This is a genomic window from Kitasatospora sp. NPDC088351 (assembly GCF_040685575.1).
Taxonomy (GTDB): domain Bacteria; phylum Actinomycetota; class Actinomycetes; order Streptomycetales; family Streptomycetaceae; genus Kitasatospora.
Genome location: NZ_JBFBIL010000002.1, coordinates 239,875 through 261,326, shown reverse-complemented (window position 1 = coordinate 261,326; position 21,452 = coordinate 239,875). Strand labels below are relative to the sequence as shown.

General features: G+C 73.3%; 17 protein-coding genes. 8 read left to right on the top strand and 9 right to left on the bottom strand.

Going from position 1 to position 21,452, the window contains the following annotated elements; all coding sequences use genetic code 11:
- The first annotated feature begins 102 nt into the window (after window positions 1–102).
- Window positions 103–1,551: an MFS transporter gene (locus tag AB0P06_RS02640; protein WP_363604610.1), complete on the top strand. Its 1,449-nt coding sequence runs from the start codon at window positions 103–105 to the stop codon at window positions 1,549–1,551.
- 491 nt (window positions 1,552–2,042) lie between these two features.
- On the opposite strand, the gene AB0P06_RS02635 is transcribed toward AB0P06_RS02640, so the two are convergent.
- From AB0P06_RS02635 to AB0P06_RS02625, 3 genes are all read right to left on the bottom strand, one after another.
- Window positions 2,043–2,909, bottom strand: a complete 867-nt coding sequence (locus tag AB0P06_RS02635; protein ID WP_363604509.1) for an alpha/beta hydrolase — start codon at window positions 2,907–2,909, stop codon at window positions 2,043–2,045.
- 146 nt (window positions 2,910–3,055) lie between these two features.
- Window positions 3,056–3,850, bottom strand: a complete 795-nt coding sequence (locus AB0P06_RS02630; protein ID WP_363604507.1) for an ABC transporter ATP-binding protein — start codon at window positions 3,848–3,850, stop codon at window positions 3,056–3,058.
- A 33-nt stretch (window positions 3,851–3,883) separates the two neighbouring features.
- Window positions 3,884–4,912 carry an iron-siderophore ABC transporter substrate-binding protein gene (locus AB0P06_RS02625; RefSeq protein ID WP_363604505.1) on the bottom strand — a complete coding sequence of 343 codons (1,029 nt, stop codon included), beginning with the start codon at window positions 4,910–4,912 and terminating at the stop codon, window positions 3,884–3,886.
- A gap of 131 nt (window positions 4,913–5,043) precedes the next feature.
- Here AB0P06_RS02625 and fhuB point away from each other — a divergent pair, with 131 nt between their 5' ends.
- Both fhuB and fes read left to right on the top strand, forming a co-directional pair.
- Window positions 5,044–7,218, top strand: coding sequence for a Fe(3+)-hydroxamate ABC transporter permease FhuB (gene fhuB / locus AB0P06_RS02620; protein WP_363604504.1), 2,175 nt, complete (start codon window positions 5,044–5,046; stop codon window positions 7,216–7,218).
- Between the two features lie 18 nt (window positions 7,219–7,236).
- A complete protein-coding gene (fes, locus tag AB0P06_RS02615; protein WP_363604502.1) occupies window positions 7,237–8,433 on the top strand; it encodes an enterochelin esterase in 1,197 nt (398 codons plus the stop codon).
- A 116-nt stretch (window positions 8,434–8,549) separates the two neighbouring features.
- Here the strand turns inward: fes and AB0P06_RS02610 are convergent, their stop codons facing one another.
- Entirely contained in the window at window positions 8,550–9,641 is a 1,092-nt protein-coding gene (locus AB0P06_RS02610; RefSeq protein WP_363604501.1) for a hypothetical protein, read from the bottom strand.
- A 21-nt stretch (window positions 9,642–9,662) separates the two neighbouring features.
- Between AB0P06_RS02610 and AB0P06_RS02605 the strand changes: the two genes are divergently transcribed.
- The 5 genes from AB0P06_RS02605 to AB0P06_RS02585 all read left to right on the top strand — a co-directional run bounded on the left by AB0P06_RS02605 (window position 9,663) and on the right by AB0P06_RS02585 (window position 12,444).
- Window positions 9,663–9,851, top strand: a complete 189-nt coding sequence (locus tag AB0P06_RS02605) for a DUF397 domain-containing protein (RefSeq protein WP_363604499.1) — start codon at window positions 9,663–9,665, stop codon at window positions 9,849–9,851.
- 274 nt (window positions 9,852–10,125) lie between these two features.
- Complete coding sequence (locus AB0P06_RS02600) at window positions 10,126–10,938, top strand: helix-turn-helix transcriptional regulator (RefSeq protein ID WP_363604498.1); 813 nt, start codon at window positions 10,126–10,128, stop codon at window positions 10,936–10,938.
- Window positions 10,935–11,123, top strand: coding sequence for a DUF397 domain-containing protein (locus tag AB0P06_RS02595; protein WP_363604497.1), 189 nt, complete (start codon window positions 10,935–10,937; stop codon window positions 11,121–11,123). The genes AB0P06_RS02600 and AB0P06_RS02595 overlap by 4 nt, the downstream gene beginning before the upstream one ends.
- A gap of 77 nt (window positions 11,124–11,200) precedes the next feature.
- A complete protein-coding gene (locus tag AB0P06_RS02590; RefSeq protein WP_363604496.1) occupies window positions 11,201–11,389 on the top strand; it encodes a DUF397 domain-containing protein in 189 nt (62 codons plus the stop codon).
- On the top strand, window positions 11,383–12,444 hold the full coding sequence (locus AB0P06_RS02585) for an NAD(P)H-dependent glycerol-3-phosphate dehydrogenase (RefSeq protein WP_363604495.1): 1,062 nt from the start codon (window positions 11,383–11,385) through the stop codon (window positions 12,442–12,444). Before AB0P06_RS02590 ends, AB0P06_RS02585 begins: the two co-directional genes overlap by 7 nt.
- On the opposite strand, the gene AB0P06_RS02580 is transcribed toward AB0P06_RS02585, so the two are convergent.
- From AB0P06_RS02580 to AB0P06_RS02560, 5 genes are all read right to left on the bottom strand, one after another.
- On the bottom strand, window positions 12,445–14,232 hold the full coding sequence (locus AB0P06_RS02580; protein ID WP_363604493.1) for an ABC transporter ATP-binding protein: 1,788 nt from the start codon (window positions 14,230–14,232) through the stop codon (window positions 12,445–12,447).
- Window positions 14,233–14,446: 214 nt separating this feature from the next.
- Window positions 14,447–14,584 carry a SapB/AmfS family lanthipeptide gene (locus AB0P06_RS02575; RefSeq protein WP_363604491.1) on the bottom strand — a complete coding sequence of 46 codons (138 nt, stop codon included), beginning with the start codon at window positions 14,582–14,584 and terminating at the stop codon, window positions 14,447–14,449.
- A 102-nt stretch (window positions 14,585–14,686) separates the two neighbouring features.
- Entirely contained in the window at window positions 14,687–17,278 is a 2,592-nt protein-coding gene (lanKC, locus tag AB0P06_RS02570; RefSeq protein ID WP_363604490.1) for a class III lanthionine synthetase LanKC, read from the bottom strand.
- Window positions 17,279–17,963: 685 nt separating this feature from the next.
- Window positions 17,964–18,368 (bottom strand): hypothetical protein, encoded by a 405-nt coding sequence (locus AB0P06_RS02565; protein ID WP_363604489.1) that lies wholly within the window; start codon window positions 18,366–18,368, stop codon window positions 17,964–17,966.
- 102 nt (window positions 18,369–18,470) lie between these two features.
- Window positions 18,471–21,434, bottom strand: coding sequence for a BTAD domain-containing putative transcriptional regulator (locus AB0P06_RS02560; RefSeq protein WP_363604487.1), 2,964 nt, complete (start codon window positions 21,432–21,434; stop codon window positions 18,471–18,473).
- Window positions 21,435–21,452: the final 18 nt, after the last annotated feature.

Below are 21,452 nucleotides of genomic sequence, written 5' to 3'. Positions count from 1 at the left end.
CGGTGGTCCGGCCCGGGCCGCCGCGGCGACGAACGCGACACCGGCGACGACGCCATCGACACCCCCCGCGACGACTGCGACGACTGCGACGAAAGGCAGCCCGTGCCCGCCCCCTCCAAGACCGCCGCCCCCTCCTCGACCCCGGCGGAGCCGTCCGCACCGGACCGGCTGCCCACCCGCCGGCGCCTGATCCTGGCGCTGCTGCTGGGCGCCCAGTTCATGCTCGCCGTGGACTTCTCCATCCTGAACGTCGCCCTGCCCGACATCGGCCGGGGGGTCGGCCTCTCGCTCGGCGCCCTCCAGTGGGTCGCCACCGCCTTCGCCCTCCCGGCCGCCGGGTTCACCCTGCTGTTCGGCCGCGTCGCCGACCTGCTCGGCCGCCGCCGGCTCTTCGTCACCGGCCTCGCCCTGCTGGCGGCCGGCTCGCTGGTGGGCGGTCTGGCCGGGAACTCCGCCGTGCTGCTCACCGGCCGGGTGCTCCAGGGCCTGGCCACCGCCATCGCGACCCCCGCCGCCCTCTCGCTGCTGACCACATCCTTCCCCGAGGGCCCGCTGCGGCGGCGCGCGCTGGGCCTCAACGGGGCGCTGATGTCCGCCGGGTTCGCGGTGGGCGCCCTGTTCGGCGGCGTGCTGACGGACCTGCTCTCCTGGCGCTGGGCCTTCCTGGTGAACGCCCCGGTCGCGGTGGTGCTGCTGGTCGCGGCCCCGGCGCTGATCCCCGCCGACCGCGACCGCGCCACCGGCCGGCTGGACATCCCCGGCGCCGTCACCGTCACCGGCGGGCTGCTCTTCCTCGTCTACGGCATCACCCGGGCCGGGCACGCGGGCTGGGGCGACAGCGCCGCCCTCACCGGCCTGGCCGTGGGCGCCGTCCTGCTGGTCGTCTTCACGCTCGTCGAGAACCGCGCCGCCGAGCCGCTCGCCTCGCTGCGGGTGCTCACCAAGCGCACGGTCGGCTGGGGCAACCTGGGCGGGCTGGTGGTGTTCGCCATGGAGACGGCGATCGTCTTCCTGCTGACCATCTATCTGCAGACCGTCCTGGGCTACTCCGCGCTCGTCACCGGCCTGGTCTTCGGCGTCCCGGGCGTCACCGCCGCGCTCGCCGGCGTGCTCGGCCCGCGTCTGCTCGGCCGGGTCGGCGCCCGCAACAGCCTGGTCGCCGGGCTGGTCGTCCAAGGCGCGTCCAACGCCGTCCTGCTCCTGCTCGGCACCGACCGCACGGGCATCGTCCTGGTCATCGCCAGCAGCGCGATCGGCTTCTTCGGGCACGTCTACGGCATCGTCGCCTACACCGTCACGGCCACCTCGGGGCTGCCGGACCACGAGCAGGGCCTGGCCACCGGTCTGACCACGATGACCCAGCAGGTCGCCTTCGCCCTCGGCATCCCGGTGATCAGCGCCGTCGCCGTCGCCCGCACCGGAAGCTCCCAGGACCCGGTGGCCGTCCTCGACGGACTCCACCTGGCGATCGGGGTGGACGTCGCGGTGACGGTCGTGGCGGCGGTCCTCATCGCGGTCTTCCTGCGCCCGCGCGCCGCCCGCCCGGCCTGAGCGGTCCCGGGCCCGGCCGACCTTGCCGCGGGCGCGGGCGGCGGCCAGGCCCTCGCGGGTGCCGGAGACGATCAGCTCGCGGATGAACTCGGCGAGGGCGGCGAAGACGTGGAACACCAGCCGCCCGCGTTGAGGGCGTCGAGCTGGCGGTCGAGCTTCTGTCCGCCGGTGGACACCCGCGCGTATCCGATGCGGGTCTCGGTGTGGACGGCAGGCTCAGCGACCAGGAGTTCGAACTGGGCGCCTTCAAGTGGCCTGCTCACGCCCGGAATCCGGTCAGAAAACGGTGGTCGCGGTTTGTTGAACCACCCGGGTTTCTGAAGGAGTTTTTGAAGGCCCTGGGGCCCTTCCGGCGGCCTGCCCGGCAGTCTTCAATGGACGTTGGCTTGTTGAAGACCAAATGCCGAGGATCGCTGCGGAAGCCGGAGGACCCTGGAAGCACTACGCCCCCGGCAACCACAGTCGATGGCAACCGACGCCTCGTCGACGGATCAGGCGTCAGGAATGGCAACCACCTGTTCAGCGGTATGCCCGCCAGCCTCGACGTCCTGCCGGCTACCCAGGAATCCGGCCACCAGGTCGCAGAACTCCGCCGGCGTGTCGACCCAGGGCCAGTGCCCGCACCCGGACAGCACCTCCAACCGGGCCGCCGGGTAGCAGGACGCGACGAGCCGTGTCGGCGCGGTGCCCGTCACGCCGTCCTCGGCACCGGCAACCACCAGCACCGGGCTGAGCACAGCAGCACGGCGGGCAACTTCAGCTGCGGCAGCCGCTGCGGAGACAGGGCTCACATAGAAGGTCTCGCGCAGCCACGAAGGCGGCTGCGGATAGTCGGCCTCGGCCTCGTGGTGCCTCCGCGTCGCCTCCGACCAGGCACCATAGCTCCACGGCAACGCCCCAACTGCCAGCGCCTCAGCACTTCCCGGCTCGCCGGCACGCCGCTCCCGAATGGCAGCCACCTCAGCCTCGTCCACCTCCCGGGCGACCAGGCCAGCAGGCGTGACCAGTACCAGCCTCCCCAACCGCTCCGGATGGCGGGCCGCAAACTCCTGAGCTGTCAGGGTGCCGGCAGAGTGGGCGAGCAAGTCCACACGCTCCATGCCCAGGTGTCGGCGCAGTTCTTCCACGTCCCGGCCCTGCTCGGTGAAGGCACAACTGTCACGGTCCGCAGGGACCTCGGACCGCCCGGCGGCACGGGCATCCAGCAGTACCAGAGTGCGGTGGCGATCCAGACCTCCAAGATGGCCGAGATCGCGGACGTCCGCCCCCGGTCCGCCCGCCAGGCAGACCAGCACTGGGCCGCTCCCGGCAACCGAGTAGAACAACCTGGTTCCGTCATACGAGGTGAAATAAGGCACGAGACGCATCCTCGCAGGGAACGGCTTCCTCGGCGGATCGAAGGAACACCGATCACTCGATCAACGACCCTTACCAGCACCAGACCCGTCGTACGCACGACCGGCCCGGTCCGGTGCAAACCGGACCGGGCCCCGCCGCGCTCCGCTCAGCCCGCGACCGCCCGTGTCCCCGCGCGGGGGACGATCACCGGCGCGCCGTCGCCGGGGGCGGGCAGCACATCGCTGTCGATGTCGTACAGCGCCCGGACCAGCGGCGCGTCCACCACCTCGCGGGGCGGCCCGCAGGCGACCACGGCGCCGTCGCGCAGGGCGACCACCAGGTCGGCGTAGCGGGCGGCCGCCGCGAGGTCGTGCAGCACCATGACGACGGTCCGCCCGTCGGCCGCCACCTGCCGTACCAGTTCCAGTACTTCGACCGCGTGCCCGAGGTCGAGCGCGCTGGTGGGCTCGTCCAGCAGGACGACCGGGGCGTCCTGCGCCAGCACCATGGCCAGCCAGCAGCGCTGCCGCTGGCCACCGGAGAGGCGGTCCAGCCGGCGGTCGGCGAACGCCTCGACGCCGGTGGCCCGGAGCGCCTCGGCGGTCAGCCGTTCGTCGTCCGCCGACCACTGCCGGAACAGGCCCTGGTGCGGGTGGCGGCCGTAGCGGACCAGCCCGGCGACGGTGACCGCCTCCGGCGCCTGCGGGCTCTGCGGGAGCAGCGCCACCCGGTGCGCGGCCTGCCGGGGGCGCAGCCGCCAGATGTCCTCGCCGCCGACCAGCACCCGCCCGGCGTCCGGCCGGTGCAGCCGGGCGATCGAGCGCAGCAGGGTGGACTTGCCGCACCCGTTCGGGCCGACGATGGCCACCACCTGCCCGGCGGGCACGGTGAGGTCGACGCCGCTGAGCACCGGGCGCCCCGCGCCGTAGCCGGCCGCGAGCCCCTGGACCGCCAATTCCATCTGCCAGTTCCTTCGGTCGGGCCGGGTGGCGGCTCAGGAGGCGGTGAGCGCCTTGGTGATGTCGCCGATGACGACGTCGGCGGCGAGCGGGCCGCCGCGGGTGGACCAGACCGAACCGTCCACGGTGACGGTGTGGTTGTTCTTCACCGCGCCCAACTCCTGGTAGGCGGGCTTGGACTGGACGTCCTTCAGCGCGGCCTTGCCGTCGTCGGTGAGGGTGGAGAGGAACAGCCAGTCGCCGTCGATCTCGTTGATCTTCTCCAGGCTGAGCGCCGGGGTGTGCGCGTTGCCGTCCTTGTCCTGCGCCTTCGGGCGGGTCAGGCCCATGTCGAGGGCGACGCCGCTGGCGAACTGCTTCTTCTCCATCCAGCTGGGGCCGGTGGGGTTCCAGCGGACGATGGAGACCGCGGCCCCCTTGTTGGCGCCCAGTTCGCCGCCGGCCTTGGCGGCCTTGGCGTCATAGTCGGCGATGACCTTGTTGGCCTGGTCCAGCTTGTTGACGGCGTTGCCGATGCCGCGGAAGGAGAGCTTCCAGTCGTCGGTGGGGGCCATGGTGACGACCGTGGCGGGGGTGATCTGGCGCAGCTGCTTGAGCATCTGCTCGTCCTGCATGTCGCCGGCCAGGATCAGGTCGGGCTTGGCGGCGATCACCTTGTCCATGACGGGCTGGAGCAGGTTGCCGACCACGGTGATGCCCTGGACCTTGTCCTTGAGGTAGGCGGGCGGCTCGTTGAGGCCCTGGCCGTTGGTGATGCCGACCGGCTTGACGCCGAGGGCGAGCACCGCGTCCAGGTCCTCCTGGGTGAGGGTGACGATCCGCTGCGGGTCGGCGGGGATCTCGACGGCGGTGCCGGTGGCGTCCTTGACGGTGCGCTTGCCGCCGGCGGCGCCCGAACCGCCCGCGGCGTCGGCCGCCGGGGTGCCGGACGAGGAGGCCGAGGCCTTGTCGGAGGAGCCCGACGAGCCGCAGCCGGTGAGCAGGAGCGCGACCGCCCCGGTGGCGGCCAGCGCCTGGACCGCCCGGCGGCGGGTGGGGTGGAGCGGGCTCTGGGCAGTCGGCATGGGTGCCTCCGGGCAGCGGTGGTACGGAAGTTGAGAGGTGTCCCGGGGGCCTCGGGGCGACAGCCGGGTGAGGTCGGCGGTCGACGCCGGGCACCCCCGGGACGGAACATCCATTAGGTTAGCCTTACCTTATGACATTGTCGCAAGTGGGTACCGCCGACGCGGCCCGCACCGGCCCCGACGCCCCCGCCCCCAAGCCCGGCCGCGACCACCGCCATTGGCCCGCCGCCGCGGCGGCCGGGGCCGTCGTCGTCGCCCTGCTCACCCTGACCGCGCTCTCGCTCTCGGTCGGCGCGGGCGAGGTCGGCCCCGGCCAGGTGCTCGACTACCTGCTCGGCCGGCACGGCGCCCGCAGCGACAGCCGTCTCGCCCTGGTCGTCGGCGACCTGCGCCTCCCGCGCACCCTCACCGCGCTGCTGGTAGGCGCCGCGCTCGGCGTCGCCGGCGCCCAACTCCAGTCCGTCACCCGCAATCCGCTCGCCGAGACCGGACTGCTCGGCGTCAACGCGGGCGCCTCGCTCGGCGTCGTCCTCGGCATCGCCGTCCTCGGTGTGCAGACCTCCTACGGCTACCTGGCCTTCGCCTTCGGCGGCGCCGTCCTCGCCAGCGCCGTCGTGCTGCTCATCGCGGGCGGCCGGGGCGGCGGCTCCCCGATACGCCTGGTGCTCGGCGGCTCCGCCGTCGGCGCCACCTTCGGCGGGCTCACCGGCGTCCTGATCGTCAACTCCCCCGAGGCGTACGACCGGTACCGGGTCTGGGTGCTCGGCTCGCTGGCCGGCGTGGAGGGCTGGACGATGCTGCGTCAGCTCGCCCCGGTACTCGGCGCCGGCTTCCTGGTCGCCCTGCTCACCACCCGGCCGCTGGCCGCGCTCGCCCTCGGCGACGACCTCGCGCGCGGCCTCGGCCACCGGCCCAACGCGACCCGCGCGGCCGTCGCCGTGGCCGTCACCCTGCTCACCGCCTCCGCGGTGGCCCTGGCCGGCCCGATCTCCTTCCTCGGCCTGCTCGCCGGGTTCCTCGCCCGCGCCGTCGCCGGGCCCCGGGTCGGCCGGCTCACCCTGTTCGCGGGCCTGGTCGGCGCGGCCGTGCTGACCGGCGCCGACGTCCTGGCGCGGGTGGTGGCCCGGCCGTTCGAGGCCCCGGTCTCGGTGATCGTCGCACTGATCGGCGCACCGACGCTGATCGCCATCGTGCGCTCCCGCCGGATGGCCGCGCTCGGCATGACCGACACCGCGCCCGGCGAATCCGGCACCGCACGCGAGGAGAGCGCCACCGAGAAGCCCGATCTGGTGCTGCGGCGCGGCGCGCTCTCACTGCTGCTCCCCCGCCGGGCGCTGCTCGCCGCGGCCGGTCTGGCCACCGCCCTCCTCGCCGCCGTGGTCGTCGCCGCGCACGCCGGGCAGAGCGAACTCGGTCTCGGCCCCACCTTCCAGGCCGTCTTCGGCTACGGCGACCGGCTGGACGTCCTGCTGGTGCAGAAGTTCCGGCTCGGCCGGATCGTCGCCGGCATCGCCGCCGGGGCCGCCCTCGGCCTGGCCGGCTGCCTCACCCAGACGCTCGCCCGCAACCGCCTCGCCACCCCCGAACTGCTCGGTGTCAACGACGGCGCCACCGCCGCCGTGCTCATCTCCGTCTCGGTCACCGCCTCCGGCACCTTCGGTGCCTGGTGGGCCGGCCCGCTCGGCGCGCTCGTCGCCGTCCTGGTGGTCACCCTGGTCTCCGGCGGGCTCGGCGCGCGCGGCTACCGGGTGCTGGTCGTCGGCCTCGCCATGTCGGCGCTCGCCTCCGCCGTCATCCAGGTGGCGATGGCCCGCCGCTCGCTCAACTCGGCCGGGTCGCTGTACGTCTGGACCTCCGGCAGCCTCAACGGCCGGGACTACGCGGTGGCCACACCGGTGCTGATCGGGCTCGCGGTGCTGGTACCGCTCGCCCTGGTCGTCGCCCGCCGGCTCGCCGTGCTGCGCTTCGACGACAACGTCGCCTCCTCGCTCGGCGTCGACCCGGGCCGGGTGCGCCTGGTCTGCCTGCTGCTGGCGGTCGCGCTGGCCGGACTCGCCGTCGGCGTCTGCGGACCGGTCGGCTTCGTCGCCCTCGCCGCGCCCGTGATCGCCGGGCGACTCGCCGGGCCGTCCCGCGTCCCGGTACTCGGCTCGGCCCTGGTCGGCGCCGTCCTGATCGTCCTCGCCGACACCCTCGGCCGGGTACTGATCGACGGCGTGGAGATCCCCGTCGGCATCGTCACCACCGTCCTCGGCGGCCCGTTCCTGCTCTGGGTCCTGCTCGGCCGCAAGGGCAACCCCGCCTAGCCCCTTTGGAGTTACCGCATGCAGAGTGAACCGACCGCACCCGGTGGCGACTTCCTCGCCCGGCTGGCCACCGAAGGCTCCCCGCTGATCGGGCCCGACCCGGACGACCCGGCGTACCGGCTCGTCACCTTCGTCCACCGCGACGACCCGGACACCCCCTCCGACGGCGTCCTCGCCCTGGTCCACACCGTCACCGACAAGGACCGCCACGCGGGCGACCTCACCCCGCACCTGATGGCGCGTCAGCCCGAAGGGCACTGGGCGCTCACCTACCGGCTGCGCGCCGACCACCGGGCCTCCTACCAGTTCTACCCGGTCCGCGGCACCACCCCCGGCACCACGCGCGCCGACTGGCTCCGTGTCCTCGACGGCGCCCGGCCCGACCCGCTCGCCCGGGGTCCGCTGCTTCCCGCCCGGGACGGCCGCCACCCGTCGTCGGTGCTCAGCCTGCCGGACGCACCCGCGCAGCCGTACGCTCAACGGCGCGACGGCGTCCCGCGCGGGCGGACGGTCACCGCCGAGGCGGCCGGCCGCCGGGTGGACGTCCACCTCCCGGCCGGACACGACCCGGCCCACGGGCCCTACCCCGTCACCGTGCTGCTGGACGGCGAGATGTGGGGCGAGGTGCTGTCCGTCGGCGACACCTTCGACAACCTCACCGCCGACGGCCGCATCCCGCCGACCGTCGCCCTGCTGGTCCACACCATGGGCCCCGGCCGCCCCGCCGACCTGAGCTGCAACCCGGACTTCGTGGACCTCCTCGCCGACCAGGTGCTGCCGTGGGCCACCGAGTTGTACGGAACCACCTCGTCCCCGGACGCCACCGTGATCGCCGGCCAGAGCGCGGGCGGCCTCACCGCCGCCTTCGCCGCCTTCCGCCGCCCCGAACGGTTCGGCAACGCGCTCTCCCAGTCCGGCTCCTTCTGGTGGCCGGACGGCACCGAGTTCGACGAGGGCAGCGAGTGGCTGGCCCGCCAGTTCGCGGCGGGTGATCGCCGCCCGGCCCGGTTCTACGTCGAGGTCGGCCTCCAGGAGTGGATGCTGCTCCCCCAGAACCGCCACCTGCGGGACGTGCTGACCGCCCGCGGCTACGCACTGGAGTACCGCGAGTTCAACGGCGGCCACGACTACGCCTGCTGGCGCGGCGGCCTGGCCGACGGACTGGCACACCTGCTGGGCCCGGACGGTGCGGCGGGCGCGTCCTCCACCCGCTGAAACCCTTCCCATGGCCGGCCGCGACGCGCGCGCCGCCCCTCCCCGGAGCTGCCCTGGCCATCCTGGCCGCCCCGGGGAGGGAACGGTGTCCAGATGTTCAAATTCCTCGCCGACGGTCAGGAAGTGTCTTTGGTATAGCTACGGGCAAAGTCCCAAGAAATGGGTGCGTTCACGGCCTCATACTCCTCGGCAATTCCGAAGACACTCTTGCATCCTGGGCACTCCGCCCTGCCGAACAGGTATGTCAGGCCCCAGGCAAGCCTTGTCCGACCATCCCGTACAGCCAACTCGTGCAGCATCCTCCCGACTCCGCTCAGTTCGTGTGCCGTGGCCGGCCGAAGTGGGACCTGGTGAACGTCCCCCAGGTCCCAGTCGCGGATCGAGGAGTAGCAGCCGTAGTCACCGACCGCGATCGTCACCGATGCGCCGCAGTGCGGGCAGGTGATGGTGAAGAAGGAGTCGGTGAAATCGTCCAGAGTTTCGAACCATAGGGGCTGGCCGTCGAACGCAAGCATGGCTTTTAGCAGACCGAGGTACGTCCGCCCGTCACGGCCGGGCCCCAGTCGCGCGGCGGCCGTGTCCCGCAGTTGTGCCAGGGCCGGCGCATAGCGGGCTACCTCCTCGTCGGCAACGTGGCTTTGGAGAAGGCCGCCCGCAATGGCACCTGCCAGATCGAGCGCCCAGTCTCCGAAGACTGCGGTCTTCGCGATGTCCGCCAGCCGCGGTAGCGCGGCGATGCTCGCCGCGGAGACAGTCCCTTGGTGGCACAGGCGCCCCCAGAGTCCGTCGATCGCCTCCTGATCACGATCGGCTGCCCGTTCCAGTAGCACGGGTATCGCATCTGCGGGGCCGTAGGCATCGTGGAAGGTCGACCAGTCGATCATTCGGCGATTCAAGCACGCTGCCGAACGGCCGCTCACGCAGGGCGAGACCAGGTCACTGCCGGATGCGCCGGGGGATACGGCGCGATGGATCCCGCCTACGCCACCACCAGCACGGGGGCAGCCGATCGTGGCACTGTCCAGTACCGAGGTCTGCGCGGCGCCGAGAAGCCCGGCGACCGGCTTGGACAGCAGCGGGGCGGTGGACCGGCCGAGGAGCAGGCCGGCCCCGGCCGTGAACGCCACCGACATCAGTGAGCCGGGCGCGAGCAGATTTGAAATGATCCTCCGGCAGGCTCTCACCCCTGAGGAGTCGGCACGGTTCATCAACACGTTGACGGAGGCTCGATGACCACCGAACTGACCTGGCTCAAGTCCAGCCACAGCGGAAGCGAGGGCGGCGCCTGCGTCGAGGTCGCCGTCACCCCCGCGACCATCCACGTCCGGGACTCCAAGGACCGGACCGGCACCCAACTCGCCTTCTCCCCCACCGCCTGGGCCGACTTCATCGCCTTCACCGCCCAGCACCAGCAGTAATCTCCGGGGCCGCACGGACTCGCCCCCTCTGTCGGGCGGATGGCCGTCGCCATCCGCCCCACAGAGGGTCACCTCAAGCCAGGGGCAACGGCCTTCGGACAGGCCGGGCGCGCCCCAGCCCGCCTGCCTCGGCCTCTGCCACGTTGTCGCAGCATGTCAGCACGAGCTCGGAAATCACCCGCACAGGGGGTTTCGGCCAAATCCGCACCCCTTCCAGGCCGACGCCGAAGTAGCCTCGGGTGCCAGGCCAGTACGAGGACCCGGGGGGTCAGCGATGAGCGAATCTTCCACCACACCGTCTCCCACGTCGTGGCGGTACTGCGGCAACCAGATCAAGCTCTGGCGCACCCACGCCGGGGTCAGCCGCGAGGACTTGGCCAAAGAGGCCGGGTACGTCGTCGAGAGCCTCCGCTCGATGGAGGCCGGCCGCAGACGCCCGTCGAGACATCTGCTCGACATCGCCGACCAGATGTGCGGAGCGAAGGGCATCCTGGCGGCGGGAGAGGAGTTCCTGAAGCCGGAGAAATTCATCTCCTTCGCCCTGGACTTCATGCGCTACGAGGCCGAGGCAACCAATCTCACCTCCTACCAGCTTCAGGTGGTTCCCGGCCTTCTCCAGACCGAGGAGACCGCGCGAACCCTCATCACCGCCCACTGGCCGCCCTTGGACGACGAGACCGTCGAAGACCGTGTGGCCGCCCGGCTGGAGCGCCAAAAAGTCCTCAAGACACCGACCAAGTCGTTCAGCTTCCTGATCGAGGAAAGCGTGCTACGTCGGCCCATGGGCCCTCGGCCGGAATGGAGCCAACAACTGCACCACCTGCTCGACGTGGGGGCCGCACGAAACGTGAACATCCAGGTGGTGCCGTCCAAGGGCGTGCATCCCGGCATCGATGGCTCGTTCACCCTGCTGGAGACGGCCGAACACGTGCGGCTGGCCTACGAGGAGGGGCAGGCCGTGGGCACGCTCTACTCCGCCGCCGATAAGGTGAGCATGCTGGCCCAGCGTCATGAAATGATCCTCCGGCAGGCCCTCAACCCTGAGGAGTCGGCCACGTTCATCGGCAAGCTGGCGGAGGAACAATGACCACCGAACTGACTTGGTTCAAGTCCAGCTACAGCGGAACCGGCGGTGGCGAGTGCATCGAGGTCGCCGTCACCCCCGCGACCATCCACGTCCGAGACTCCAAGGACCAGACCGGCCCCCGGCTCGCCTTCTCCCCCACCGCCTGGGCCGACTTCGTCACCTTCACCACCCAGCACCAGCAGTAGCCTCCGGGCCGGACTGGCTGGCGACCAGGTCCCGATAGGACCTCGGCACGGTTCATCAACACGTTGGTGGAGGATCAATGAGCAGCGGACTGACCTGGTTCAAGTCCAGCCACAGCGGCACCGAGGGCGGCGCCTGTGTCGAGGTCGCCGTCACCCCCGTGACCATCCACGTCCGGGACTCCAAGGACCAGACCGGCCCACAACTCGCCTTCTCCCCCACCGCCTGGGCCGACTTCGTCGCCTTCACCACGCGGAAAGGATGGTGACGACGGCGGCAGTGCTCTCGGCGGGCTCCTGGGGCACCGTGTTCGCGTCCGTGCTCGCCGACGCCGGCACCGACGTCACCCTCCACGCCCGGCGCGCCGAGATCGCCGACGCGATCAACGAGCGCCACCAGAACCCCGTCTACCTGCCGGGCATCGACCTGCCCAAACAGTTGAGGGCCACCACCGACGTCCAGCACGCCCTGGCCGGCGCCGACTACGTGGTCGTGTCGGTGCCGGCGCAGGCCATGCGCGCCAACCTCGCCACCTGGGTGCCGCTGCTCGGCCCGGGCACCGTGCTGGTCAGCCTCATGAAGGGCATCGAGCTCGACTCCGGGATGCGGATGAGCGAGGTCATCGCCGAGGTCGCCAGCGTCGGCCCGGAGCGCGTCGCGGTGGTCAGCGGGCCCAACCTGGCCCGGGAGATCGCCAACCGGCAGCCCGCCGCGAGCGTGGTCGCCTGCGCCGACGAACCGGTTGCCAAGCGCCTCCAGGCGGCCTGCCGCACCCCGTACTTCCGCCCCTACACCAACCCCGACGTCATCGGCTGCGAGTTCGGCGGCGCGGCGAAGAACGTCATCGCCCTCGCGGTCGGCATCGCGGTCGGCATGGGGCTCGGTGACAACGCGCAGTCCCTGCTCATCACCCGGGGCCTGGCGGAGACCTCCCGGCTCGGCGCCACGCTCGGCGCCGACCCGCGCACCTTCTCCGGTCTGGCCGGCATGGGCGATCTGGTCGCCACCTGCTCCTCCCCGCTGTCGCGCAACCGCTCCTTCGGCGAACACCTCGGCCGCGGACAGTCCGTCACCGGGGCGGCTGCCGCGATCAGCCAGACCTCCGAGGGCGTCAAAACGTCCGAGGCGATCCTCGGCCTCGCCCGCCGCCACGGTGTGGAGATGCCCATCACCGAGGCCGTCGTCCAGTTCCTCCGGGGCGAGGTCAGCCTCACCGAGGCCACCGCCCTGCTGATGGAGCGGCCCACCAAGCCGGAACGGCACGCCCGCGCTGTGTTGCGTAACGTCACGGAGACTCCGGAGAGCTACTTGTCTTTGCCGTAGCTATGCGAGCGCGGGGCCGGCACCAGCAGTAGCCTCCGGGGCGGACTGGCTGGCGACCAGGTCCCGATACGGGGTGCAGCGGGCCAGGAGGGTGGCGTGGCCGCCGGCGTCGATCACGGTGCCGCGGCTCATCATGATCACGTGGTGGGCGTGCTGGACGGTGGAGAGGCGGTGGGCGACCACGATCACCGCGCGGGTCTTCGCCAGTTCCGCCACGATGGCGCGGAAGCGCTGCTCGTTGAGCCCGTCCAGCTGGCTGGTGGGCTCGTCCAGCAGGACGATGTCGGCCTCGGAGAGCAGCGCGCGGGCCAGCGCCATCCGCTGGCGCTGACCCCCCGACAGATCCGACTCGCGGCCCAGCAGGGTGTCGAGGCCCTGCGGGAGGCGGGCGATGTCCTCGGTGAGCCCGACGGCGTCCAGTGCGGCCACCAGGTCGCCCTCGTCGACGGGCCGGGCCCGGCCGAGTTGCAGGTTCTCCCGGACGGTGGCCTCCAGCAGGGTGAACGCCTGGTCGACGTAGGCGATGCGGGCGCGCAGCGCGTCCAGCGGCCAGTGCCGGGCGTCGTGGCCCAGGACGGTGATCGAGCCCGCGGAGGGCCGGATGAAACGGTCGATGAGTGAGAGCGTGGTGCTCTTGCCGGCTCCCGAGGGGCCCACGACGGCGGTCAGTCCGGTCCGGGCGGTGGTGAAGGAGATCCCGCGCAGCGCGGCGTCACCCGACCCGGTGTGGGTGTAGGAGACGGCGCGGAAGACCACGGACGGCGCGTCCGGCAGCGGGGTGGGGGCGGCCGGTCCGGGGTCCCGGGGATCGGTCTCCGGGGCGAGGCACAGCAGTTCGTTGCAGCGGTCCCGGGCGGCCAGCCCGGCCTGGAGCCGGCCGAAGCCGGTGGCCAGGGTGCTCACCGAGGGGACGGTCTGGAGGAGGTAGAGCAGGAACGCGGCGAACGCCGCCACCTGGAGGTCCCCGGCCGCCAGCCGGGCGCCGCCGGTGAGGATCACGGCGATCATCGCCAGCTGGTTGCCGAGCGTCAGCACCGCCGGGATCAGGGCGCCGAGGCGGGCGCCCTCCAGGGAGACGGCCCGCAGCCGCTCGGCGTCCGCCGCCAGGGCCCTGGCTGCCACCGGTTCGGCCCGGTACGCCTTGATGGTGGTGAGCGCCTCCAGGTCGGCCGTGAAGCGCTGGGCGATCCGGCCGACCGCGTCCTGCTGGCCGGTCACGTTGGCCTTCATCCGGCGCAGGATCAGCAGGACCAGGACGGTCAGCACGGCGAGGGCGACGACCGTGGCCAGGGTGAGGACCCAGTCGATCCAGACCATCACGAGCAGCGTCGAGGCGACGGTCAGTGCGGCCAGCGGAAGCTGGGTGGCCACCTCGACCACCTGGCGCAGCAGCAGCGCGTCCGAGGTGATCCGGGCGGCGAGCTCCCCGGTGCCCTGGGCCCGGACCACGGCCAGCGGCAGCCGCAGCGTGTGCTCCATGAGGCGGATCCGCAGGCGGTACGTCATCCGCTCGCCGATCCGGGCCAGCAGGAAGCCCGACAGCGCCTGGGTGAGGGCTCCGGCGACGGCGGCCACGCACATCATCAGCACGTCGGTGCCGAGCGGCCGGTGGTCGGAGAAGTCGGTGATGATCTTCCGGACCAGCAGCGGGAGGGCCAGGGCGGCGGCGGTGGCGGCCAGGGCGAGCAGGAGTGCGCAGACGAGTCGGCCGGGCTCGGCGGTGAGTTCGCGGCGCAGCCGTACCCGGCCCGGCGCGCGGCGGTCGGTGCGGGGGGTCCGGTCGGCCACGGGCAACCTCTCTGCTGGTTCGGCGGTGTCGCGCGGGCGGACGGGCGGCGGTACCGGCACCGGCTGTGCACGAACAGACAAGCGGCGGCACCGACGACCGCGCGGACCGGGCCGGAACGGCTGGGTGCCGCTCCGGCCCGGTGGCCGGCCGGGCCCGTGGTGACGGCCCGGCCGGCTCCGCCGTGCTGCCCGCCCTACCGGGCGGCGGTACGACTCAGAGACAGAGCAGGGTGCTGACGGTGCTGGCACCGCAGTTGAGCACGCTCAGCGAGCTGGTGTTCGCGAGGGCGTCGTCGATCGGGGCCGCCTCGGTCTCGGGCAGTTCCATGGTCTGGAGGTCGAGGATCGCCATGACTGGTCTCCTTCACTTCGGGGTTGATCGCCCGGCCGGCGGCCGGGAGTCGGTGGGGGGCGCGGGGCCCGCGCCCGGGGCGGACAGGCCGCGAGGGGCCCGTCAGCCGGGGGTGGTGGTCGGCGGGGTGGCGCCGGGCCCGCCGGTCCAGGGGAGGAAGGGCGTCCCGGCCAGCGCCGTGCCCAGGGCCAGCAGCACCCCGGCGGAGCCGGTGGCGAGGTCCGCCGAGAGCCGCAGCAGCTGGTCGCCGGGGAAGGCGAGCCGGCCCCGATAGGGGACCTGATGCAGAGTCAGCAGCGCCCGCTGGCGGTCCAGCAGGGCTGTCGCCTCCGCTTCGTCGGCGCGCTGCCGGGTGACGGCCAGGTAGCCGAGCAGCCCCGCCCGCCCGTTGAACAGGCCCGGCTGGATGACGAATTCGGGTTCGGCGGCCCGGCGGATCGGCCGTTCCCGGTCGGCCGACGGGCTGTCGGGGCGGTGGGCCAGCAGGGCGTCCAGCGCGAGGCCGATGCCGGCGCTGCCGGTCTCGAGGTACGGCAGCACCCGGCGGCCGTCGACGACCTGGAGGGTGCCGTCGGCGATGCTCGCGCACCGGTCGAGGTCGAGCTCCAGCAGGGTCTCGGCCTGGTCGAGCAGGGCGGTCTCACCGGTCCGCTCGTACAGGCGGACCAGGGCGAGCGCGGTGCCGGAGGCGCCGGCCAGCAGGCCCGCCCGGCGGCGGGGGTCGCCGCGGCCGGTCTTCTCCAGGGCGTCGGCCGAGGCCCTGGCGAGGGCCAGCGCCTCGTCCAGCAGCCGCGGTTCACCGGTGGCACCGGCGAAGTGCAGGAGCGTCAGGGCGATGCCGGGCGCCCCGCCGGCCAGGCCGGGGCCGGGTTCGTCCGCCGAGGCCTCGGCGAGGCGCCGCAGCAGCCCGAGGGCCGCTTCCCGCTCGCCGAGCAGGTCCAGGACGTAGGCCACACCGTGGGTGCCGGAGTACAGGCCGGCCGTGGCCGGGCGGGTCCGGGCGGCGCGGGCCAGCCACCGGACGTGCTCGGGGTCGGCCCCGGCACCGGTGGCGTGCAGGGCGTAGAGGACGCCGGCCGCGCCGTGGGCGAGGCCCAGGCCGCCGTGGGTGAACTGGGCGACGTCGCCGGGGAACAGCCGGTCCGCGCGCTCGGGGGTGGCCATCGCCGCGATACCGGCGGCCAGCGAGTCCCTGATCCCCGGCCAGTCGGCCTCCGGCGCGGCGAGCAGCGCCCTGGCCTCGGCCCGGTGCCCGCCCAGCTCGGGCCGGCCGGTGCGGCCGTCGGACGGGGCGGAGCCGAGCAGCCGGCGGATCTCGTCGGTGTAGCCGGGGGGCACCGGGAAGCGGCGCTCGATGGCGTCGGCGAGTTCGCCGGCCTTGCCCGGGTCGAGGGCGAGCAGCTGCGCCAGCGGCAGGAAGAGCCAGAGCCGGATCGCGGCCAGCCCGTACCGGTCGATCTGCGTCCCGGTGTGTCCCGGCGGCGCGGTGAAGCCGGCCGCGCCCAGCGCCGGGCGGACGAAGTCCTCGACGGTGCTGGCGAGTTCGAAGTCGATGAAGCAGAGGTCGCCGTCCGGCCGGATGATCAGGTTGCGCGGGTGGAGGTCGCCGAAGACCACCCCGCGGGCGTGGATCGCCGCCAGGGCCTCTTCGATCCGGTCCACGATCCCGAGCGCCTCGCGGGTGTACTCGGCGACCGAGGCCTCGTCGGCGTCCGGGTGGATCAGCGGGTAGCGGGCGGTCAGCCACTCGCTGAGGGACCGGCCCTCGACGAACTCCTGGACCAGGAACTCGTGTTCCCAGGCCGTCAGCAGCCCGTGCTGCGCGGGGACACCGGGGACGCCCGCCAGCCGGAGCAGGATGTCGTGCTCGTTGCGCAGCCTGGTCACGGCGTCGACCCCGCGCTGGTCCAGGCCGGCGTACGGCCGGGCCTCCTTCAGCACCACCTGCGGCCCGTCGGCCCCGTCCCGGGCCAGGTAGACGCCCCCCGCGTTGGAGAAGTGCAGGACGCGCTCCACGGTGTACGGGAGCCCGGTGTCCTGCTGCGCCGCCCGTTCCGCCACGGCCGGTGCGATGCAGGCGGGCACCGGAGCCCAGGCGGGGACGGCGAACCCGGCGCCGCGGACGTCGGGCACCAGCCGTCCGTCCGGGCCGGCGAGGGCGAGCACCCGTTCCCCGGTGTCGTTGCGGCAGTAGCGCTCCGCGAACCCGCCGTACCTCAGGTAGAGCGGCCCCTCACCCCAGCGGAGGTCGCTGAGGATGTACGGCCCCCGGCGTCCGGCCAGCAGCCGGCCGAGGCCGTCGAGACATCGCTCCAGCTCGGCGTCGTCCACCGGGTAGAGCGTGCAGAACTTCCCGCTGGCGCCGCGCGCCGCGTATTTGGAGTTCTGCACCTGGAGGATGGGCAGGCCGCGCAGGAACTTGAACGTGATGCGCTCCCGCAGGCAGTACGCGTGGACCTCCTCCAGCACCTCCTCGGCGGTTTCGAGGCACGACGACACATGGATCTTCCAGCCCTGGAAGGGCAGTTGGACGTCCACCGGCCGCACCACGGTCCAGAGCTCCAGATCGCCGCGTTCCCACCCGGTGGGCAGCGGCCGTCCGACGGCGGCGAACTCCTCGTGCGCGCCCCAGCGCCGGGGCGAGTCGTAGAAGAGCGGGTCGGCAAAGGCGTAGGCCTCGTACCGGTTGTCCAACGGAAACCCTCCTCGGAGCGGGGTGCGCGAGTGGGTCGGCAGCGGAGCCGACATCCGTCACGGCCCGGGATGGCAGGGGTCGTCGGCGGATCAGTGACAGTGAGCCGGAGAAACCCGGCTGCAATGTGACTATCCGAATATGGGGGTGCTGGAGTTTACGCGCAACGGCGCGGACCCGGCCATTCCAACGGCCCGCACGCCCCCCGCTCAGCCGTGCGCCCATGAGTACGCCGGGGAGCGGACGTGTGCGCCGCCCCGGCCGCAAGGGCCCGCTCCGAGGGGGCGACGCGGGCGGGCGGCCGTCCGGCGAGGGTGCGGAGCGCCGGCCGGGAACCGTCATTGACCTGGACGGAAGCGGCGACCGGCGCGGTGCGCGAAGCCACCGTCGACAACAACCCTGACGCCGGGTCACACCGGCGCGCGCACGGTGGCGTTCACGCTTCCGTCAACGACCGCTCATGGGAGATCGCGGGGAAATTCAGCAGGAATGGACGGAACCATTCCCCCAGATCGATTTCCTGTTCCATTGAGGGCGCATTTCGGGGTGCCCGAAGGCCGCTCGAAAACCGTTCGGAGTGCTGACCTCTCCGCGCGACGACATCACGAAAGGGGCGGGTGGCGGCGGCCACCCGCCCCTCAGGGGCGTCCCCTCAGGCCGGCGTCACCGGCCATCCGTGGAAAACGGTCAGTACCAGAGGTCGGGGCTGAGCTGGTAGTCGTAGCCCGAGCCGCCCTGCCAGTAGAGGCGAACCTCGGCCTTGTAGTCGTGGCCCGGGGTCGGGTTGGAGAGGGTGTAGCTGTAGCTGTACTGGCCGGAGCGGCAGGGGAACGAGGTGGAGAGGGCCTGGCTCTGGGTGGTGTAGTCCCAGAGGATGATCTGCTCGGTGCAGCTGTTGCTGCCGAGGTTGGTGACCGCCGTCGCGGTGACCTGGCCGCCGCCCGCGCTGATGCACGCCTGCTCCCAGGCGGGGCCGCCGCAGCCGCCGCCCGATGACGCCGCGGCGGTGCCCGCGCCCGCGAGGGCGATGCCGCCGAACAGCGCCGTGCCGGCCAGCACCATGGCGGCCTTCCTGATTCCCTGAACGACCATGATCGGTCCCTTCCTGTGCCTGCCCCGTCCGGGTGACCGGGCAACCGCGAGAAGACTCGACGACGGTGATGGACATTCGATGAGCACGCCGGCGGAGGCCCTTCACCCCAGGCCGCGCAGGATCTCCCGGACCTCGGCCGCGTCCGAGGCGAGGCCCAGCCGCTCGAAGTGGCCCAGGGCCTGGGTGAGGCAGGCCCTGGCCCGGTCGGTGTGGTGCAGCCCGGCCAGCGCCCGCCCGAGGACCCGCAGCAGGGTGCCCTCCAGCATGCCGCCGACCTGGCGGGCCTGCGGGAGCGCCTCCTCCGCGGCCCGGACGGTGGCCCGTTCCCGGCCGGCCGCGAGGTGGATGTGGGCGATCAGGCTGCCGGTGGCGGCCTGGAAGCCGATCATGCCGAAGGAGCGGAACCGCTCCAGCCCGTGCTCCGCCGCGTCGAGGGCGGGCGCCAGGTCGCCGCACAGGTGCAGCACCCGGGCGAGGTAGTACCGGCCGACCGCTTCGGAGATGGAGACCTGCGCGCCCGTCAGTTCGGCACAGCGTTCGGCGGCGGCCCTCGCCTCGGCCAGGTGCCCGCACTGGGCCCGGTTGAAGGCGAGTTCGCCGAGCGCGAGCCCCTCGGCGGTGCCGTCGTCCAGCCGCTGGAAGACCGCCGCGGCCTCCTCCAGCGGGCCGATGGCCGCGCCGAACTCCCGCAGGGCGCGGGCGTTCGCGCCGAGCAGCTGGAGGACGTTGGCCCGCAGCCGCAGCCGGTCCGGCCCGTCGCACAGCTCCAGGCAGCGGCGGAGTTCCGCGCCCGCCCGCGCATAGGAGTTGGCGTGCCAGAGCATGCTGCCCCGGACCGAGCGGGCCAGTGCCTCGGCCGCGCGGTCGCCGCGGGCCAGGGCGGCGGCGGCGACCTGGCCGGCGAGGTCGGCGACCGTCGCGATGTAGCCGCGGCCGAAGAGGACGGAGCCCATCTTGTCCAGCAGGTCGGCGGTCTCGGCCAGCGGCAGGCCGGGGTCCTGGCAGGCGCGGTCGATCACCGCACGATGGAGGGCGGTCCTGGACCGCATCCAGGCGGTGGCGGACTCCACCGTGCCGAACTCCTGCCCCGGCACGGTGGTCGTGGCCTCGATGAGACTGCGCCGGGCGCGGTCGACCCGGTGCGCGGTCTCCTCGGCGTTGCGGGCGCTGGCCAGGGCGAAGTCCAGCAGCCGGGCGAACGCCGCCGTCACCGAGGCGGGAGTGTCCTCATGGCCGCTCCGCTGCCGGGCGAACACCCTCAGCAGGTCGTGGAAGCCGTACCGGTCGGCGGCGGGCGACTGCAGCAGGTTGAGGTCGACCAGCGTCTCCAGGAGGTCGCGGGTCTCCTCGGGGCCGCTGCCGAGCAGCGCCCCGGCGGCGGCGACGCAGAGCTCGGGGGCGTCCGGCAGCGCGAGCAGCCGCATGGCGCGCGCCTGCGGTGCGCTGAGCCGGGCGTAGGAGAGCGCGAGAACGGACTCCACGGCGGTTTGGTGGCAGGCGAGTCGGGCGAGCCGGGTCTGCTCGTCGGCGAGGCTCGCGGCCAGCACGCCCAGGGTCTGCGCGGGGTCGGCCGCCAGCCGGGAGCCGGCCACCCGGACGGCCAGGGGCAACAGGCCGCAGGCGGTGACGATCGCCAGTGCCGCCTCGGGCTCGGCCTCGGTCCTGGCCCGGCCGGCGATGCCGGCGAGCAGGTCGAGCGCCTCGGCCGGCTCCATCGCGTCGAGGTGGAGGTGGCGGGCGCCCGGCAGCGCGGTCAGCCAGGCGCGGCTGGTGACCAGCACCGCGCAGGTCCGCGAGCCCGGGAGCAGCGGCGCGATCTGCTCGGCGGTGGCCGCGTTGTCGAGCAGGAGCAGCAGCCGGCGGCCGGTGACCGTCGTGCGGTAGAGCGCGGCGCGCTCGACCGGGTCGGCGGGGATCTCGCGGTCCTCCACGCCCAGGGCGGTCAGGAAGGCGCCGAGCGCCTCGGCGGGGTCGAGCGGATCGGCCTGGGCGCCGCGCAGGTCGATGTGGAGCCGGCCGTCGGGGAAGCGGTCGCCCAGGGCCTGCGCGACGTGCACGGCCAGGCTGGTCTTGCCGACCCCGCCTATCCCGTTGACCGCCGAGATGACGACGGCGCCCGGGTCCGGGCCGGCGAGCACCTCGGTCAGTTCCGCGACGGCGGCCTGTCGGCCGGTGAAGTCCGCTACGGCAGCGGGAAGTTGGTCGGGGAGCGGCGGCCGCGCCGAACCGGCCGGCTGGTCAGGGGAGTCGGGCCTCGCGTGGACTCCGGGCCGGCCCGGGGTGCCGAGGGCGGGGTCGGCGCGGAGGACGCGGGCGTGCAGCGCGTCCAGTTCCGGACAGCCCAGCCCTTCGGCGCGGTAGAAGCGCCGGGCGTCGGCGTACACGGCGTGGGCCTCGGCCGGCCGGCCCGACAGGTGGTACTCCCGCATCAGCAGGGCCCGGAACCGTTCCCGGAAGGGGTGGGCGAAGACGGCCTGGTCGAGGTCGACGAGGCAGGACGGGCTGTCCCCGAGGTCGACGTCGAGGCCGAGCCTCGACTCCAGCGCGTCCACCCGGCGCTCGGCCAGATGGCGGCGCAGCTCGGCGGCGTGCCGGCCGGGCAGCCCGGCGAGCGGCTCCCCCTCGTGCAGGGCGAGCGCGCGGGTGAGCAGTTCACGGGCGCGCGGCCGCTCACCGGCGGCGAGGGCGTCGTCGGCGCCGGCGACGAGGAGGTCGAACGTGCCGGTGTCGAGTGCCTCGGCTGGCACGTCGAGGCGGTAGCCGCCGTCGACCGTCACCAGCAGGTGCTCGGCGCCGTGGTTCCTGAGCTCCCTGCGCAGCCGGTAGGCGTGGGTGGCCAGGACGGACCTGGGCCGGTTCGGCGGGCTGTCCTCGTCGAAGATGCCGTCGCCGAGCCGGGCGGACGTGAGCACCCGGCCCGGCTGGCCGAGCAGCATGGCCAGAAAGGCCTGTTGCTGCCGGCGCCCGAGCGCCAGGCGCCGGTCGCCGTGCCAGGCGGCCAGCGGGCCCAGGAGGCGGAAGCGAAGGCCGGCTCCGGCCGCTCGCTCGACTGCGGTGGTCTCCATGTCGGGTCTCCCTGTGGA